General features: G+C 66.5%; 18 protein-coding genes. 15 read left to right on the top strand and 3 right to left on the bottom strand.

The window, feature by feature from the left end:
- Positions 1 to 16: 16 nt before the first annotated feature.
- The 12 genes from AB7O82_RS02125 (at position 17) to AB7O82_RS02070 (ending at position 12,249) form a co-directional block, all read left to right on the top strand.
- On the top strand, positions 17 to 988 hold the full coding sequence (locus AB7O82_RS02125) for a Bug family tripartite tricarboxylate transporter substrate binding protein (protein WP_428537044.1): 972 nt from the start codon (positions 17 to 19) through the stop codon (positions 986 to 988).
- A 105-nt stretch (positions 989 to 1,093) separates the two neighbouring features.
- Positions 1,094 to 1,279, top strand: a complete 186-nt coding sequence (locus AB7O82_RS02120) for a hypothetical protein (protein ID WP_428537042.1) — start codon at positions 1,094 to 1,096, stop codon at positions 1,277 to 1,279.
- On the top strand, positions 1,276 to 1,527 hold the full coding sequence (locus AB7O82_RS02115) for a hypothetical protein (RefSeq protein ID WP_428537039.1): 252 nt from the start codon (positions 1,276 to 1,278) through the stop codon (positions 1,525 to 1,527). The genes AB7O82_RS02120 and AB7O82_RS02115 overlap by 4 nt, the downstream gene beginning before the upstream one ends.
- A gap of 374 nt (positions 1,528 to 1,901) precedes the next feature.
- Positions 1,902 to 3,698 carry an adenylate/guanylate cyclase domain-containing protein gene (locus AB7O82_RS02110; protein WP_428537036.1) on the top strand — a complete coding sequence of 599 codons (1,797 nt, stop codon included), beginning with the start codon at positions 1,902 to 1,904 and terminating at the stop codon, positions 3,696 to 3,698.
- Positions 3,699 to 3,791: 93 nt separating this feature from the next.
- Positions 3,792 to 5,336: a benzoate-CoA ligase family protein gene (locus tag AB7O82_RS02105; RefSeq protein WP_428537033.1), complete on the top strand. Its 1,545-nt coding sequence runs from the start codon at positions 3,792 to 3,794 to the stop codon at positions 5,334 to 5,336.
- Positions 5,337 to 5,508: 172 nt separating this feature from the next.
- Entirely contained in the window at positions 5,509 to 6,624 is a 1,116-nt protein-coding gene (locus tag AB7O82_RS02100; RefSeq protein ID WP_428537130.1) for an ABC transporter substrate-binding protein, read from the top strand.
- 81 nt (positions 6,625 to 6,705) lie between these two features.
- Positions 6,706 to 7,620, top strand: coding sequence for a branched-chain amino acid ABC transporter permease (locus tag AB7O82_RS02095; RefSeq protein WP_428537030.1), 915 nt, complete (start codon positions 6,706 to 6,708; stop codon positions 7,618 to 7,620).
- Positions 7,621 to 7,711: 91 nt separating this feature from the next.
- The gene (locus AB7O82_RS02090; protein ID WP_428537027.1) at positions 7,712 to 8,689 is read left to right on the top strand and encodes a branched-chain amino acid ABC transporter permease; all 978 of its coding nucleotides are present in this window, start codon (positions 7,712 to 7,714) and stop codon (positions 8,687 to 8,689) included.
- On the top strand, positions 8,682 to 9,434 hold the full coding sequence (locus AB7O82_RS02085) for an ABC transporter ATP-binding protein (RefSeq protein WP_428537024.1): 753 nt from the start codon (positions 8,682 to 8,684) through the stop codon (positions 9,432 to 9,434). Before AB7O82_RS02090 ends, AB7O82_RS02085 begins: the two co-directional genes overlap by 8 nt.
- Positions 9,434 to 10,135 carry an ABC transporter ATP-binding protein gene (locus AB7O82_RS02080; protein ID WP_428537021.1) on the top strand — a complete coding sequence of 234 codons (702 nt, stop codon included), beginning with the start codon at positions 9,434 to 9,436 and terminating at the stop codon, positions 10,133 to 10,135. Before AB7O82_RS02085 ends, AB7O82_RS02080 begins: the two co-directional genes overlap by 1 nt.
- A 16-nt stretch (positions 10,136 to 10,151) precedes the next feature.
- Entirely contained in the window at positions 10,152 to 11,252 is a 1,101-nt protein-coding gene (locus tag AB7O82_RS02075; protein WP_428537018.1) for a polyamine ABC transporter substrate-binding protein, read from the top strand.
- 1 nt (position 11,253) lies between these two features.
- Complete coding sequence (locus AB7O82_RS02070) at positions 11,254 to 12,249, top strand: ABC transporter ATP-binding protein (protein ID WP_428537015.1); 996 nt, start codon at positions 11,254 to 11,256, stop codon at positions 12,247 to 12,249.
- A 98-nt stretch (positions 12,250 to 12,347) separates the two neighbouring features.
- On the opposite strand, the gene AB7O82_RS02065 is transcribed toward AB7O82_RS02070, so the two are convergent.
- Entirely contained in the window at positions 12,348 to 13,211 is an 864-nt protein-coding gene (locus AB7O82_RS02065; protein WP_428537012.1) for an alpha/beta hydrolase, read from the bottom strand.
- A gap of 251 nt (positions 13,212 to 13,462) precedes the next feature.
- Between AB7O82_RS02065 and AB7O82_RS02060 the strand changes: the two genes are divergently transcribed.
- Positions 13,463 to 14,302: an ABC transporter permease gene (locus AB7O82_RS02060; protein WP_428618539.1), complete on the top strand. Its 840-nt coding sequence runs from the start codon at positions 13,463 to 13,465 to the stop codon at positions 14,300 to 14,302.
- On the top strand, positions 14,299 to 15,090 hold the full coding sequence (locus AB7O82_RS02055; RefSeq protein WP_428537006.1) for an ABC transporter permease: 792 nt from the start codon (positions 14,299 to 14,301) through the stop codon (positions 15,088 to 15,090). Before AB7O82_RS02060 ends, AB7O82_RS02055 begins: the two co-directional genes overlap by 4 nt.
- On the opposite strand, the gene AB7O82_RS02050 is transcribed toward AB7O82_RS02055, so the two are convergent.
- Positions 15,026 to 15,397 carry a winged helix-turn-helix transcriptional regulator gene (locus tag AB7O82_RS02050; RefSeq protein ID WP_428537003.1) on the bottom strand — a complete coding sequence of 124 codons (372 nt, stop codon included), beginning with the start codon at positions 15,395 to 15,397 and terminating at the stop codon, positions 15,026 to 15,028. The two genes, AB7O82_RS02055 and AB7O82_RS02050, sit on opposite strands and share 65 nt — an antisense overlap.
- Positions 15,398 to 15,483: 86 nt before the next feature.
- On the opposite strand from AB7O82_RS02050, the gene AB7O82_RS02045 reads away from it, so the two are divergent.
- Entirely contained in the window at positions 15,484 to 16,035 is a 552-nt protein-coding gene (locus tag AB7O82_RS02045) for a carboxymuconolactone decarboxylase family protein (protein ID WP_428537000.1), read from the top strand.
- A 66-nt stretch (positions 16,036 to 16,101) separates the two neighbouring features.
- On the opposite strand, the gene AB7O82_RS02040 is transcribed toward AB7O82_RS02045, so the two are convergent.
- Positions 16,102 to 16,671, bottom strand: a complete 570-nt coding sequence (locus AB7O82_RS02040) for an NAD(P)/FAD-dependent oxidoreductase (protein WP_428536997.1) — start codon at positions 16,669 to 16,671, stop codon at positions 16,102 to 16,104.
- Between the last annotated feature and the right edge of the window lies 1 nt (position 16,672).

Below are 16,672 nucleotides of genomic sequence, written 5' to 3'. Positions count from 1 at the left end.
ACCGAAGGGGGAAGGCATGATCGCACGCAGGACAATTCTCGGCTCGGCCGCCGCGCTGGCTTTCGCCGGCGGCGCAGAGGCACAGCTGGCTTGGCCGTCCCGGCCGGTCAAGATCATCGTCACCTTCCCGCCCGGCGGCGCGTCCGATGCCGCCGCGCGCGTCATCGCGGGGCCTCTGCATGAGAAGCTCGGCCAGAGTGTGATCGTCGACAACAAGCCGGGCGGCGGCACCACGATCGGCGCCAACTTCGTGCTGCAGGCCAAGGACGACTTTCACACGCTGATGCTGTCCAACAGCGCGCCCATCTCGATCGCGCCCTACCTGTTCGACAAGCCACCCTACGATCCGCTGAAGGACTTCGTGCACGTTGCCTACATCGGCTCCGTGGCCAATGCCTTCGTCGTCCGACCGACCGTGCCGGCCAAGGACATGAAGGAGCTGATCGCCTGGATCAAGGGACAGGGCAAGACCGTGCCCTTCGGCTCGGGCGGCCAGGGCTCGATCGGCCACATCATCGGCGAGATGTTCAAGGCCGAGCTCGGCCTCAACATGGAGCATATCGGCTACCGCGGCGCCGCGCCGATGTTCCAGGACATGATGGCGGGCCAACTCGATTTCGCCGTCGTCACGCTCACCGAGGTCCTGCCGCTCGCCAAGGACGGCAAGCTGCGGATGATCGCGCTCACCTCGACGCAGAAGGCGCCGTCGGCGCCCGACGTGCCCCTGGTGACCGAGCTGGGTTACCCCAAGCTGGTCGCCGAGAATTTCGTCGGCATCTCGGCGCCGGGCGGATTTCCGCCGGCGGCGCAGGCCAGGCTGCACAAGGCCGCGGCCGAGGTGCTGGCCGATCCAAAGATCGTCGAGCGGTTGGGCGAGTTGGGATTCGTCACCAAGCCCATGACGACGGCCGAGTTCACCGCCTTCGTCGCGAACCAGGTGAAGGCCTTCCAGGCGCCGGTAAAGGCTTCAGGCGCCAAGCTCAACTGAGAGTAGCTGGAATTACGGCAGGCTCGAAGATATAGTCTCTTGCATGGCCGCGCAGGAATTCGATCCTAGTTCCTTGAGCGTCGACGAGCGACTGGAACTCATCGGATGAGCATCGCGCTGGATGCCAGGCATGGTGACCAGCGCGCCAGGGGGGCTGTCGATTTTGATCGTCCGCTGGACCCACTCGTGTTGGCTGAGTTCCACCGCCGGGCGGAGGCGCTGATGCGCAATCCCTCCAGCGGCATAGTCCGGGAACAGTTGAACAAGGAACTCAAGAAGAAGTACGGGTGAAGCTCTCCGTCGTCATCGAGCCGGCGGCGCGAAGTGAGCTTGATGAGCGACTTGCCCAGCTGTCTTTTGTAGATCCGACCGCAGCCGGACGGCTGTGTAACGACGTGGCTTCCCTGCTCGACCTCATCAGTGAGTTTCCGGAAATCTACGAGCGCTACGATGCCAAGTTGCGGCGCGCGGGCTACACGAGGATTCGTCAGCTTTTGATCCGGGTTCGACCTCATCCACGCCGTCTTGAACGAGGATGACCAGGGGGTCAGCCCCACTGGACGCCCACCTCGCTGCCACGCCGACTGCTTCTGGCTCTTTGCCTCCAGCCGCGGCACTCGGGCGTTTGACATTGGCGTGAACCGCGGGAACGCGGAACCCCTGCATTTTTGACACGCACGGAACTTTGAAGCACCCGACATTCGACGGTCTGTGAGAAGAACGAACGCGTGACATCCAATGGAACGTTTCGTGTCATATTGATTGCGCCACTTTTTTGACGTCCTGCCACAGCAGCATGATGGGCTACAACAAGCAGGGACATCTCAGCGATGGTGCTTGAACCGGCGGGCTCCGGCCCACGATCCGGTCTGCCGACCGAAGCCGAGAGTCCCCACCGCACCAGCCAGGCAGGTTGGCCGATCGCGCGCTGCTGCCGGTCGTGCTGGTGGGGCTCGTCTTCCTCGCCATGGTGCCGGTGATCGGCATTGCCTACTTCGCCGCGCAGAGCAACTACGATGCCTCGTCACGCCAGATCAACGAGCTCACCATCGACATGATCGGGCAGCGCCTGCAGGCCCATGTCGGACCGGTGCGCGACCAGCTCGCCTACATCAGCGAGGCCGTAGCCAAAGGCGAGATCGACTTCGACGACCGTGCACGATGGAGCAGCTTCGCGCTCGGCACGCTTGCCGCGGCCCCGCAGGCCGTCGGCTTCGTCGTCATCCCTGTCGATGGCGAGCCGGTGCGATTCACGCGCACCGACCGCAGCATGCAGCCGGAGCGGCGCGAGAACCTGCCGTTCACGGATGCGCTGTTCGCCCAGGCCCGCACGCTGAACGGTCCGCAATGGGCCGAGCCGCAATGGTCGCTCATCGTGGGCGAGCCCATCCTGCCTATCATCGTGCCGATCCGCGTGCGCGGGCAGTTCCGCGGCGTCATCGGTGCAGCCATCGGCACGTCGGACCTGTCCCGCTTCCTCAAGAGCCTCGAGCTCGCCGGCGAGCGCAAGCCGTTCATCCTGGCCGGCCGCGACAAGGTGCTTGCCCATCCCTGGCTCGGCAAGGAGCAGGGCAGCGCCGATCAGCGGGCTCGCGGCCGGTTGTCGGGACTGGACGAAGTCAACGATCCGGTGCTGGCCGCGATGTGGACGCCCGAGCCGAACGAGATTTCCTGGCTGAGCGGCGGCAGCACCGTCTCCGGTCATTGGGACTGGGTCGGCGACAGCAGCCATGGCTGGATCTACCGCAAGATCGACGACTACAGGCCGGCCTCGCTGATCATCGGCTATCACCTGGCCGGCCGGGAATCGGCATGGGCGCGCTGGATCGTGCGCGGCATCCTGATCGCGGGCGGCGTGCTCATGCTGCTGACTGCGATCATCGCGATCGTGGTCGGCCGCCGCCTCTCGCGGCCGATCCTGGCGCTCGCCGGCGCCGCACGCGCAGTCGAGCGGCTGGAGCTCGACAAGGTGCCGCGGCTCGGCGACAGCAGGGTCCGCGAGCTCAACCTGGCGAACCGCGCCTTCGAGCGCATGGCGCGAGGCCTCGAGCTCGCCGCCACCTACCTGCCGCGCGCGCTGGTCGAGCGCCTGATCGCCCAGCAGGGCGCGCTGCCGCCGAGCGAGGACCGCGCCATCACCATCCTGTTCTGCGACCTCGAGGGCTATGCCGCCTATACGCGTGGCCGACCGGCGGCCGAGACGGCGAGCTATCTCAACAACCTGCTGGCACGGGTAGGCCCGGCGATCGAGGCGACGGGAGGCACCATCGACAAGTACATCGGCGATGGGCTGATGGCATTCTGGGGCGCGCCGGAGCCCAACGCGGACCACGCCCGCGCCGCCTGCCTCGGCGCGCTGGCGATGGCGCGCGAGGTCGAGGCGTTCAACAACCACCGCCGCTCTGCCGGCCTCGATGCCTGCCGCATGCGGGTGGGCTTGCATACCGGCACGGTGCTGGTCGGCAATGTCGGCTTTGCTGGCCGCGTCGACTACACGGCGATCGGAGAAGCGGTGAATGTCGCCTCGCGCCTCGAGCAGTTTGGCCGGCGTGCGCCACGGCACGGCGAGGTCACGATCGTCGCCAGTGCGAGCTGCCGGACAGCGGCACTGGATGGTTTCCTCTGGCTGCCGCTCGATGGCCGGCCGGCCGACGTCGCGGCCGACGCGGTGCCGCTGTCACTGCTGCGGGGCCGGGCGGACGGCCAATAAGGCGCTTGCGGCGAACTTACTATATAGGTATTTCAGTACCAAATTGCGCAATAAGAAGCGCCAGAAGCCGTGGCGGTGGAGGGATGGAACGGCATGATGAAGGGCATCGAATTCGGATCGGACCTCAAGGTGAGGTTGCCCGCCCGCTTCAACGTCGCCGTGCCGTTCGTCGACCGGCACCTGGCGGAAGGCCGAGGCGCCAAGGTCGCCATACGCACCGCCGTCGAGACAGTCACCTACGCCCAGCTCGCCGAGCGCGTGGATCGTTCCGGAAACGCGCTGCTCGCGGCGGGCCTGCAGCCCGGCGACCGCGTGCTGATGGTCGTCAAGGACTGCCCTGCCTTCTTCTATCTCTTCTGGGGAGCCATCAAGGCGGGGGTCGTGCCAATCCCGCCCAATACCCTCCTGCGGGCGCCAGACTACGCCTACATGTTCGAGGATGCGGGCTGCAGGCTCGTGGTCTACTCGAGCGAGTTCGCCGGGGAGATCGAGCCGGCGCTGGCGCAGTCGCCGGTCAGGTCGCTCACGGTCGACGCGTTCCTGGGCGAGATGGCCAAGGCGTCGGCCACACTGGACGCCCGCCTCGCCAACCCCGACGACGATTGTTTCTGGCTCTACTCCTCCGGCTCGACCGGGCGCCCCAAGGGTGCGGTACACCGCCAGCGCGACATGGTGGTGAGCAGCGAGCTTTACGGCGTGCGGGTGCTCGGTGTGGCCGAGTCCGATGTCTCGTTTTCCGCCGCCAAGCTGTTCTTCGCCTACGGTCTCGGCAACGGCATGACCTTCCCGCTGTGGACCGGCAGTACGGCGGTCCTCGATGATCGGCGGCCGACACCGGACACGACCTTCGAGATGATCGAGCGGTTCAAGCCGACGCTCTACTACGGCGTGCCGGCGCTCTATGCCGCCCAGCTGGCGGCGCTGGAGAAAGGCGGCCGCGACCTGTCGTCCGTACGGGCCTGTGTCTCCGCGGGCGAGGCGTTGCCGGCCGAGATCTTCCGGCGCTGGAAGGAGCGGACGGGCACGATCATCCTCGACGGCATCGGCTCGACCGAGGCGCTTCACATCTTCATCGCCAACCGCCTCGGCGACCACAAGCCGGGCACCAGCGGCCGGCCGGTGCCGGGATACGATGCGCGCATCCTCGACGAGAACGGCAAGCCGGTGCCGGCGGGCGAGAGAGGCCGCCTGTGGATCCGCGGCGAGTCGACGGCCAAGTACTACTGGAACAAGCCGGAAAGGACGGCCGAGACCATGGTCGACGGCTGGCTCAACACCGGCGACACCTATCGCCAGGACGACGAGGGCTACTTCATCTACGACGGCCGCAGCGACGACATGCTGAAGGTTGGCGGCATCTGGTGCTCGCCGGTCGAGATCGAGAGCTGCCTGATCGGCCACAGCGCCGTCCTGGAGGCCGCCATCGTCGGCCATGCCGACGAGCATGCGCTGATCAAGCCCAAGGCCTTCGTGGTCCTGAAGCAGGCCGGCGCCGGCAGCCCGGCCCTGACCGAGGAGCTGATGACACTCTGCCGCAAGACCCTGGCGCCCTACAAGTATCCGCGCTGGGTCGAGTACGTGACCGAGCTGCCCAAGACAGCAACCGGCAAGATCCAGCGTTTCAAGTTGCGTGCTTAGGCTTCAGGCTCGACCGGGTCCGGTCGAGGTTTGGTCCATTGTTGCCGCCGGAATGTCCGGCTGTTATAGCGCCCAATCAGGGACGGGGAACAAGACAGGGAGGCGTATTGTGAATTCCAAATTGTTTGGGGCCGCAACAATCGCGGCACTGGCTTTCGGCCTGCAGCCAGCCATGGCCCAGGCGCCGATCAAGATCGGCTTCGTCAGCACGTTCTCCGGCCCGCAGGCGGCCATCGGCGAGGACATGCGCCGGTCGGTCGAGCTGGCCAAGGAGCATCTCGGCGGCAAGATGGCCGGCCGGCCGTTCGAGATCATCTACGAGGACGACCAGTTCAAGCCGGATGTCGGCAAGCAGCGGTCGGAGAAGCTTGTCCAGCAGGACAAGGTGAATTTCATCGCCGGCTATATCTGGTCGAACGTGCTCCTGGCCTCGCTCAAGACCGTGACCGACGAAGGCGACACGATCCTGATCTCGAGCAACGCCGGGCCGTCGCAGATCGCCGGCGAGCTCTGCAACAAGAACTTCTTCTCGACCTCGTGGCAGAACGACCAGACGCCGATGGCGATGGGCGGCTATCTGCAGGACAAGGGCGTCAAGAGCCTGTACCTGATGGCCGGCAACTACGCCGCGGGCAAGGATATGCTCGCCGGCGTCAAGCGCACCTTCAAGGGAAAGATCATCGGCGAGGACCTCACCAAGTGGCCCGACCAGCTCGACTTCTCCGCCGAGCTCGCCAAGATTCGCGCTGCCAAGCCGGACGGCATCTTCATCTTCTATCCCGGCGCACACGGCGTTCAGTTCCTGACGCAGTACGCCCAGGCCGGCCTGAAGGGGCAGATCCCGCTCTACCAGGTGTTCTCGATCGATGCGATCACCCTGCCGCAGCAGAAGGAGCTGGCGCTCGGGACGATGGGCGCCCAGGAATGGGTCAACGACCTGCCGAACGATCAGAACAAGCGCTACGTCGCCGACTTCAAGAAGAAGCACGGTGTCTATCCGTCGTTCTACGGCGCCCAGAGCTACGATTCGATCATGCTGATCGCTTCGGCCGCCGAGGCCCTGAAGGGCGATCTGTCGAGCAAGGACAAGGTGCGCGCCGAGCTGAAGAAGGCGAACTTCAAGTCGCTGCGCGGCGGGTTCAAATACAACACCAATCAGTTCCCGATCCAGAATTTCTACATCCAGGAAGCGGTCAAGGACGCCGACGGCACCATGACGCTGAAGACCATCGCCACCGCGGTGAAGGACGCCAAGGACTCCTACTACGAAAAGTGTCCGATGAAGTGAGGCCTTCGGCCTGACGATCGACGGGAGCGCGGCGACGCGCTCCCGTTTGTTTTGCCGAGGTGGTGGGGGCGCGACGGGGGAATGGAATATCTGCTGCTCCAGGTGCTGAACGGCGTGCAGCTTGGCCTGTTGATGTTCCTGCTCGCCGCCGGGCTGACGCTGACCTTCGGCATCATGGACCTGGTCAACCTGGCGCACGGTTCGCTCTACATGATGGGCGCCTACATCGCCTGGACGTTCGTCGGCTGGACCGATTCGTTCGTGCTCGGTGCCCTGCTGGCCCTGCCGGCGACGTTCCTGCTGGGCGTCGCCGTCGAGATGGTCGTCGCCCGGCGGCTCTATGCCCGGGACCATCTCGACCAGGTGCTGGCGACCTTCGGCCTGATCCTGTTCTTCAACGAGTTGGTGCGGGTGATCTGGGGCCCCGCCGGCAAGAGCCTGGCCGTCCCCGCCTTCCTCAATCGCACGGTCGAGATCCTGCCGGGCGTGCCCTACCCCGCCTATCGCTTCGCCATCATCGTCGTCGGCGCCATCGTGGCGGTGCTGCTGGCCTGGCTGGTGGCGCGCACGCGTCTCGGCATGCTGATCCGCGCCGGCGCGTCCAACCGGCGCATGATCGGCGCACTCGGCGTCGACATCGAGCTGCTGTTCACCCTGGTGTTTGGCCTGGGCGCGGTATTCGCCGGCCTGGCCGGCCTGATGGCCGCGCCGATCACCTCGGTGAAGATCGGCATGGGCGACGACATTCTGATCCTCGCCTTCGTCATCATCGTCATCGGCGGCATCGGCTCGATCAAGGGCGCCTTCGTCGCCGCCATGGTGGTTGGCCAGATCGACATCGTCGGCCGCGCCTTCCTGCCCGACCTGCTGAAGACCTTCCTCAGCTCCGCGGCCGCCGCGAGCGCCGCCCCGGCGATCTCCCAGGTCCTGATCTACGTCGTCATGGCCGGGGTGCTGGTATGGCGCCCGACCGGCCTGTTCGGGCAGCGGGTGTAGCTGTGTCCGGACGCCTTCCTCATGCGGACCGCGGGCGTCTCGCCCGCCTCATGAATCATGAGCGGGCGAGACGCCCGCGGTCCGAACGAGCATGACCGATCTCGCCGCCGCCCTCCGCACGCCGCGCGGGATCGTCACCCTTGTGCTGCTGGTGCTGCTCGCCGTCCTGCCGCTGCTCACGCAGGCGTTCGACCAGCGCTATCTGCTGTCGGTCGGCACCCGCGTGCTGATCTGGGCAATCGCTGCCGTCAGCCTCAACCTGATCCTGGGCTATGGCGGCATGGTGAGCTTCGGCCATGCGGTGTTCTTCGGCACCGGCGGCTACGCCATCGGCATCCTGGCGCATCACGGCATCGCCAGTGGCTGGATCCAGTGGCCAGTCGCGATCGCCGCGTCGGCCCTGTGGGCGCTCGTGGTCGGCGCCCTGTCGCTGCGCACGCGCGGCCTTTACTTCATCATGATAACCTTGGCCTTTGCCCAGCTCGTCTACTATGTCGGCGTCGGCTTGGAGGCCTATGGCGCCGACGACGGGCTCAACATCAGCCGCAGCCGCTTCGCCGGCCTGATCGATCTGCGTGACAAGGCGGCGTTCTACTGGTTGTGCTTCGCCCTGCTGTGCGCGACGCTGTGGTTCTGCAGCCGCTTCGCCAACTCGCGCTTCGGTCTGGTCATCCGCGGTGCCAAGTCGAACGAGCTGCGCATGGCGGCACTCGGGTTCCCGGTGTTCCGCTACCGGCTTGCCGCCTTCACCATCGCCGGCGCCTTCGGCGGCCTGTCCGGGATCCTGATGGCCAATGATGGCGCCTACATCTCCCCGGCGATGATGTCCTGGGTGAAATCGGGCGACCTTATCGTCATCGTCGTGCTGGGCGGCATGGGCACCCTGTTCGGGCCGATCTACGGTACCATTGCCTTCTTCCTGCTGGAGGAATCGCTGAAGCCGCTGCTCGACCTTCTGCACAGGGGCTGGGGCGAGTACTGGCAGATCGTCTTCGGGCCGATGCTGGTGCTGATCGCCCTCTATGCCCGGGGCGGCATTGATTCGCTGATGGGGCGCAACCGTGGCTGAGCCGCTGCTCTCGACCGATCGCCTGATCAAGCGCTTCGGCGGCCTGGTCGCCACTGACGCAGTCTCGATCGATGTCCGGCCGGGCGAGATCCACGCCCTGATCGGCCCCAACGGTGCCGGCAAGACCACCCTGATCAGCCAGCTCACCGGCAACCTGCGGCCCGATTCGGGCACCATCCACTTCGCCGGCCGCGACGTCACGCGCCTGCCCATGCATGCCCGCGTCCGCCTGGGCCTCGCCCGCTCGTTCCAGATTACCTCGGTGCTGCGCGAGTTCACCGCCCTCGACAACGTGGCGCTGGCGGTCCAGGCGCATGCCGGTCACTCTTTCCGCTTCCTGGCCAACGCCCGCCGTGACGAGAGTTTGCTCGGACCGGCACGGCAGGGCTTGGCCGACGTCGGCCTCGCCGAGCGCGCCGGCACGCCCGCCGCCATCCTGAGCCACGGCGAGCAGCGCCAGCTCGAAATCGCCATGGCATTGGCGGGCGATCCGCGCCTGCTGCTGCTCGACGAGCCGATGGCCGGCATGGGCGTCGAGGAGTCGCAGCGCATGATCGGCTTCCTACAAGGCTTCAAGGGCAAGCGCGCCATGCTGCTGATCGAGCACGACATGGATGCGGTGTTCCAGCTCGCCGATCGAATCACCGTGCTGGTCTACGGCCGGGCGATCGCCAGCGGCACGCCGGCCGAGATCCGCGCCAACCCCGATGTGCGCCAGGCCTACCTCGGCGAGGAGGCGGCGTGATGCTGCGGGTGAAGGATCTGGTCGCCTTCTACGGCGCGAGCCAGGCCCTGTTCGGCATGGAGTTCGCCGTCGATGCCGGCGAGGTCGTGACCCTGATGGGTCGCAACGGCATGGGCAAGACCACAACGGTGAACGCGGTCATGGGCCTGCTGGCGGCGCGCAGCGGCTCGGTGGAGTTCGAGGGCAGCCGCGTCGACGCCCTGCCCGCCTTCCGCATCGCCCGGCTGGGTCTCGGGCTGGTGCCCGAGGGCCGTCAGATCTTTCCCAACCTGTCGGTACGCGAGAACCTGGTCGCTGCAGCCGCCAACCGCACGGCGCGGCAGAATCCCTGGACCCTGGCCCGCGTCTTCGACTTCTTCCCGCGGCTCGGCGAGCGCCAGCGCAATATGGGCAACCAGCTGTCGGGCGGCGAGCAGCAGATGCTGGCGATCGGGCGGGCGCTGATGACCAACCCCAAGCTCCTGATCCTCGACGAGGCGACCGAGGGGCTCGCGCCGCTGATCCGCCAGGAGATCTGGAGCTGCCTCGATCGCCTGAAGCGCGAGGGCCAGGCGATCCTGGTGATCGACAAGAACGTGGCGGCGCTGGTCGGTCTCGCCAACCGCCATTACATCGTCGAGAAAGGCCGCGTCGTTTGGACCGGCACCTCGCAAGCCCTGGCCCGCGACAGCGCCCTGCAGCACCGGTATCTTGGAGTCTGATCCTTCGGAGCCGCCGATGCCCCCCCTCATCCCCGTCTCTGCCGCCGCCCTTGTCTCTGCCCTCATCCTGCTGGCAAGCCCCGTGCTCGGCCAGGGCAAGGTCAACGTCTACAACTGGTCGGACTATATCGCCGAGGGCCAGCTCAAGATCTTCGAGAAGGACACCGGCATCAAGGTCAACTACACGACCTACGATTCCAACGAGATCCTCGACGCCAAGCTGAAGACCGGCCGTTCGGGCTACGACGTCGTGGTGCCGACCGCCTCGCCGTTCTTCGTGCGCCAGCTCGCGGCCGGCCTGTTCCTGCCCATCGAAAGGTCGAAGCTCAAGAACTGGGGCAATCTCGATCCCGAGATCATGGCGGCATTGGCCAAATACGATCCCGGTAATACCCACGCCGTCCCGTGGATGTGGGGCACCACGGGCATCGGCTACAATGTCAGCGAGATCAGGAAGCGCATGCCCAATGCGCCGGTCGATTCGCTCAAGATCATTTTCGACCCTGCGATCGTCGCGAAGTTCAAGGATTGCGGCGTCATGATGCTCGACAGCGCGACCGACGTGCTGCCGGCGGCGCTCAACTATCTCGGCCTCGACCCCGATTCGAAGAAGCCCGAGGACCTTGCGAAGGCGGCCGATGTCGTGAAGGCGGTCCGCCCGTTCGTCCGCAAGTTCCATTCGTCGGAGTACATCAATGCGCTGGCCGGCGGCAGCGTCTGCCTGGTGCTGGGCTTCTCCGGCGACATCTTCCAGGCGCGCGACCGGGCTGCGAAGGCGAAGGACAAGCAGGAGATAGCCTACACCATACCCCGGGAGGGCTCGCTGCTGTGGATCGACGTAGCGGCCATCCCCAAGGACGCGCCCGACCCGGCCGAGGCGCTGCGCTTCCTGGACTTCATGCTCGAGCCCAAGGTCGCGGCAGCGTCGAGCGAGCTCACCGGCTACGCCAACGCCAACACGGCGGCGACGGCGCTGCTGCCCAAGGACATCTCGGGGAATCCGCTGATCTATCCGCCGGCCTCGGTAAGGGCGCGCTTTTACACCATCACCGCCGGCACTGCCGAGCAAGTGCGCGAGCGCACGCGGCTGTGGACCACGATCAAGACGGGCCGCTAGGTTGAGCCAACCGATCGTCCGGATCGAGGGCGTCACCAAGCGCTTCGGCGCGATCACCGCCGTCGCCGGCGTCGATCTCGAGATCGAGCGCGGCGAGCTTTTCGCGCTTTTAGGCGGCTCGGGCTGCGGCAAGACCACCTTGCTGCGCATGCTGGCCGGCTTCGAGACGCCCGACAGCGGCCGCGTGCTGATCGACGGGCAGGACATGGCCGGCGTGCCGCCGCATCGCCGGCCGGTCAATATGATGTTCCAGTCCTACGCCCTGTTCCCGCACATGGACGTGGCGGCGAACGTCGGCTACGGCCTGCGCCGCGAAGGACTGCCGAAGCCCGAGATCGCGACCCGCGTCGCCGAGGCGTTGGCGCTGGTGCAGCTCTCCGAATTCGGGATGCGCCGGCCAGCGCAACTGTCCGGTGGCCAGCGACAGCGTGTCGCCTTGGCGCGCGCGCTCATCAAGCGGCCCAAGCTGCTGCTGCTCGACGAGCCGCTCGCGGCGCTCGATCGCAAGCTGCGCGAGGGCACGCGCTTCGAGCTGGTGCGGCTGCAGGAGAAGCTCGGCCTCACCTTCGTCATGGTGACGCACGACCAGGAAGAGGCGATGTCGATGTCGAGCCGGCTGGCGGTGATGAATCTCGGCCGGATCGTCCAGGTCGGCACGCCGCACGAGGTCTACGAGCGGCCATCGACGCGCTTCGTCGCGGATTTCATCGGCATCGCCAACATCCTGCCGCTCGCCGACGGTCGGCACTGGCTGGCGCTGCGGCCGGAGAAGATCCAGCTCTCTCTCGACCGGCCGGTGACAGCGCACGCCGTGGTCGGCCGCATCATCGACATCGCCTACGAGGGCGACCGCTCGCTCTACCGGGTCGCCACCCGCGACGATGCCGTCCTGCTGGTCTCCGCCACCAATGTCGGCCGATCGGCCGCCCCGCTGCAGCGCGAGCAGGAGGTGTGGCTCGGCTGGGCCGCCGACGCCGGCCACGAGCTGGAGGCGTGAGAGACTACAGTCGTCTTTGATGGCGACGAGTCACCAAGAGGGATCGCGCTCAATCCTTCCCTCCCCAGTCGGGCCGCAATCGGGGGGACATCAGAGTGTCAAGTCGATGCCTCGGCGATCAGCTCGCGGGTCACAGCCGTCAACAGCCCCTCGGGATCGGCCAGGCTTTCGACTGCGACGAAATGATTGGCGCCCGGTTGGTCGACGAAGCGGCCGGAGAGGCCGGCCTGCCGCCAGGCGGCCAGATAGTCGTGGCTCTGGCGAATGAACTCGGCCGGCTCCGCGCTGCCGCAGGTGACGACAAGCGGCGGCGCCTTGGCAGGCAGGTGGAAGAGCGGGCTCTGGCGTTCGATCGTGTCGGCGGTGAGCTGGAGCTTCGGTTGCAGCCAGCTGTGACGCAGCGGCCGGAGATCGAAGACGCCGCTTATCGCAAGGGCGCCCTTCACCACATCGGCCGGCAGGGCATACTGGCCCGGCCAATCGGTGGCCAGCAGCATGCCGACCTGCTGGCCGCCCGCCGAATGCCCGGCGATGAAGATTTGGTCGCGATTGATCCCCAGATCGCCGGCGTTGTGCCACAGCCAGGCGACGGCAGCCCTGTTCTGACGGGTGATCTCGTCGATCGTCACGGCCGGACACAGGGCGTAGTCGGTCACGGCGACGGCAATGCCGTGCGCCGCGGGACCGGCCGCCAGCACGCTGAAGTCGCTCGCCGCACCAAGCCGCCAATAGCCGCCATGGATGAACACCAGGATGGGCGCGCCGCCACGCCCGGGAAAGAAATCGAGGCTTTCCGCGCGGGTGGGCCCGTACTTCAAGCCGAGCCGGCAGGGCAGCTCCTTGCGCACACGGGCGCTTTCGGTCGCGAAATGCCGCATGATGGCTGGCAGATCGAGACCGATATCGGTGCGGTAGTTGGCGTCGATCTCCTCCTGGCTCTGGAAGCTGCGGTAGAGACTCACTTCTCCTCCCTGCGCGACGAAATGGTTCGCGCGATGCTCCGACGTAACCCATCCCCCCGCAAGCTCCGGGTCAAGCGTCGCTCTCACCCGGCGAGAAGCCGCGCCTGTTGCTGCAGTTGATCAACGGAGTGGACACGCCTTCAAGTCCCTCCCCCCCGTCTTCGCAGGGCATTCGCATATGGAAGACATTGCCGTCGTCAGGTCCCCATAGCCTCGGCACCGTCACTCCTGCTAGACACGGCCCCGGGCTCATGCGCTTCGTAATCGCTCTGCCATACGCTTGGCTGGCCGTGTTCTTCCTGCTGCCGTTCGGGCTGGTGCTCGCGATCGCGCTCGGCACCAACGATCCGGATTCGGCGCCGCCGGTCGCGCTGGGCTTCAGCCTGAAAAATTTCGCGCTGCTCTTCACCGACGATCTCTACCTTGCGGCTTGGTTGTCCTCTCTGCGCATTGCCGCCACCGCCACGGTGATTACGTTGCTGCTGGGCTACCCGATGGCCTATGCCATCGCCCGTGCCGAGCCGCGGCGCCGCCCCCTGCTGCTGATGCTGGTGGTGCTGCCGTTTTGGACCTCGTTCCTGATCCGCGTCTATGCCTGGATGGGCCTGCTGGCCGGCAACGGGCCGCTCGACCAGCTGCTGCAATGGACCGGCCTGCTGAGCGGTCCCGCCACCATCCTCGGCACCGAATGGGCGGTGCAAATCGGCATCGTCTACGCCTACCTGCCCTTCATGGTGCTGCCGCTCTATGCCGCGCTCGAGAAGCTCGATCCCGGTTTGCTCGAGGCGGCAGCCGACCTCGGGGCGCGGCCGATCCAGGCCTTCCTCACCATTACCCTGCCGCTGTCCCTGCCCGGCATGGTTGCCGGCTGCCTGCTGGTGTTCATTCCGGCGGTCGGCGAGTTCGTGATCCCCGACCTGCTGGGCGGCACTGAGACGCTGATGATCGGCAAGGTCCTGTGGGACGAGTTCTTCACCAATTCCGACTGGCCGCTCGCCTCGGCGGTGGCAATCTGCCTGCTGGTGCTGCTGGTCGGCCCGATTACGCTGTTCCAGCGCCAGCAAGCGAAAAGCCTGGAGCGCCGCCCATGACACGTCGCCCGCGGTTCGCCCTCACCGTCCTGGCGTTCGGCTATGCCTTCCTCTACCTGCCGATCGGCGTGGTGATCCTCTACTCGTTCAACGATTCGCGCCTGGTCACGGTGTGGGGCGGCTTCTCGCTGAAATGGTGGAGCGCCCTGCTCGCCAACGAGGCGATGCTGTCAGCCGCCTGGCTGTCGCTCCGCATAGGCCTCGTGAGCGCCTCGATGGCGGCGCTGATTGGACTTGCCGCCGGTTATGTGCTGGCCCGCGCGCCCCGCTTTCCCGGGCGAACGCTGTTCGGCAGCCTCGTCATCGGCCCCATGGTCATGCCGGAAGTGGTGATGGGCATCTCCATGCTGCTGCTCTTCGTCGGCAGTGACCGGCTGCTGGGTGGGCCCGAGCGCGGCTTCCTCACCATTGCCATCGCCCACACCACCTTCTCGATCGCCTTCGTCGCCATCGTCGTGCAGGCGCGCCTCGCCGATTTCGACCGCTCGCTCGAGGAAGCGGCGATGGATCTCGGCGCCACGCCCTGGGTCACCTTCCTGACCGTGACCCTGCCGCTGCTCGCGCCGGCGGTCGGCTCGGGATGGCTGCTCGCCTTCACCCTGTCGCTCGACGACCTGATCCTGACGCAGTTCGTGGCCGGCGCGCAGTCGCAGACCCTGCCGATGCGGGTCTATTCCAGCGTCCGCCTGGGCGTCGATCCGCAGATCAACGTCCTGGCCACCCTTATCGTCGCCCTCGCGGCGAGCCTGCTCGCCGTGTCGGGCTGGCTGACGCGGCGAAAGGCCTAGGGTAGAGACTCGCCCATTTTTCCGACCAGACATGCAGGGGCAGCAGGAGCTGCAGCAGCTCCCCGCCCAGGGCCGTGAGACGATAGCCCGTCGCCTCGTCGAGCTCGACGAGCCTCGCCGCGCGCAACTCGGCGAGCCGCGTGTTCACGATGGTCGGGCTGGCGCCGATCAGGCCCTGCAGCTCCCGGAAGCGCAGCGGGGCTTCGCGCAGCTCCCACAGGATGCGCAGCGTCCAGCGCCGGCCCAGCAGATCGAGCAGCACCATGATCGGCCGGCCGGTCCGCGAGCCGCGCACGCGCTTCACCATCTATTTCACTCCGTTACTACAATTTCTGTAGCGTCCACACGTCAGATTCGCTACGGAAACTGTAGCATCCACGGAGGAACCCGACCATGGCCCGCATCGCTCTCGCCGAACCGCCTTACGAGCCGTCGATCGCCGCCGAGCTGGCGCGCATCATGCCGCCTGGCGTGCCGCCGCTGGCGCTGTTCCGAACGATGGCAAGGAGCCCGCGCGTATTCGCAAAAATGTTCGCGGGTGGCCTCTTGGACAAAGGACCGCTCAGCCTGCGCCACCGCGAGATCGTCATCGACCGCACCACGGCGCGGCTCGGCTGCGAGTACGAATGGGGCGTCCACGTCGCCTTCTTCGCCGAGCGAGCAGGCTTCTCGGCCGAGCAGGTGTCATCGACCGCAGTCGGCACGGCCGACGCCGCCTGCTGGGCGCCGGACGAGCAGGCGCTGCTTGCGCTGGTCGACGATCTCGTCGACCAGCGCGCCATATCGGAGGCGACATGGAGCAGGCTCGCGGCGCATTTCGACGACGCCCAGCTCCTCGAAGCGATCTCCCTGGTCGGCTACTACCATACGATCAGCTTCCTGTGCGTCGGGCTGGAGTTGCCGCCGGAGAGCTACGCCGCGAGATTTCCGGCTACGCAGTCGTGATCGATAGGGGGCGCATTTTCTGTGCTCCCCAGCTTTGCTGGGGAGGTGTCCCCGTCTTACGTCGTCTTACGGCGACGGTGGGGTCATAGGCTGGGAGCGCGCCACTCTGTGACGCTCTTCTTGTTGGTCACACGTCCCATGAGCGCCACTGGAGTGGCGCGCTCCCAGCCTATGACCTCTCCGTCCGCGAAGACGCGGACACCCCCCAGCTCCGCTGACGCTCTTCTTGGTCTCCTCAAGCGACTTGCCGGCACGCGCCGCGGTGAGGACCTGGGCGCGCAGATCCTCGAGATAGTTGCGAAAGGCCGTGACGTTCGCCCTGTTGCCGAGCGCGCCATGCCCCGGCGCCAGGATGTCGAATTCAATGCCCTCGACCCTGCGCAGCGATTCGATCCACTCGTCGAGAGAGGCGTCGGAGAAGTCGCGGAACGCCACCGTGTTCGCACGCAAGCGAAAGTAGGTCTCAGACTGGCTCATGCTGGCGTTGATCCACGCCCAGGAATCGCGGGTCACCATCCCGCCGGGCTCGCCGGGCTCGATCACCGTGACGGCGGCGCCCCGGCGAGCGAGATGCCAGGCGATCCAGGCGCCGATGATCCCGGCGCCGATCACGACGACAGTGGGACGCGCCGCCATG

Source organism: Reyranella sp. (assembly GCF_050185545.1).
Classification (GTDB): domain Bacteria; phylum Pseudomonadota; class Alphaproteobacteria; order Reyranellales; family Reyranellaceae; genus Reyranella.
Note: the sequence above shows the minus strand (reverse complement) of the source record. Positions and strands in the feature narration are given on the sequence as shown.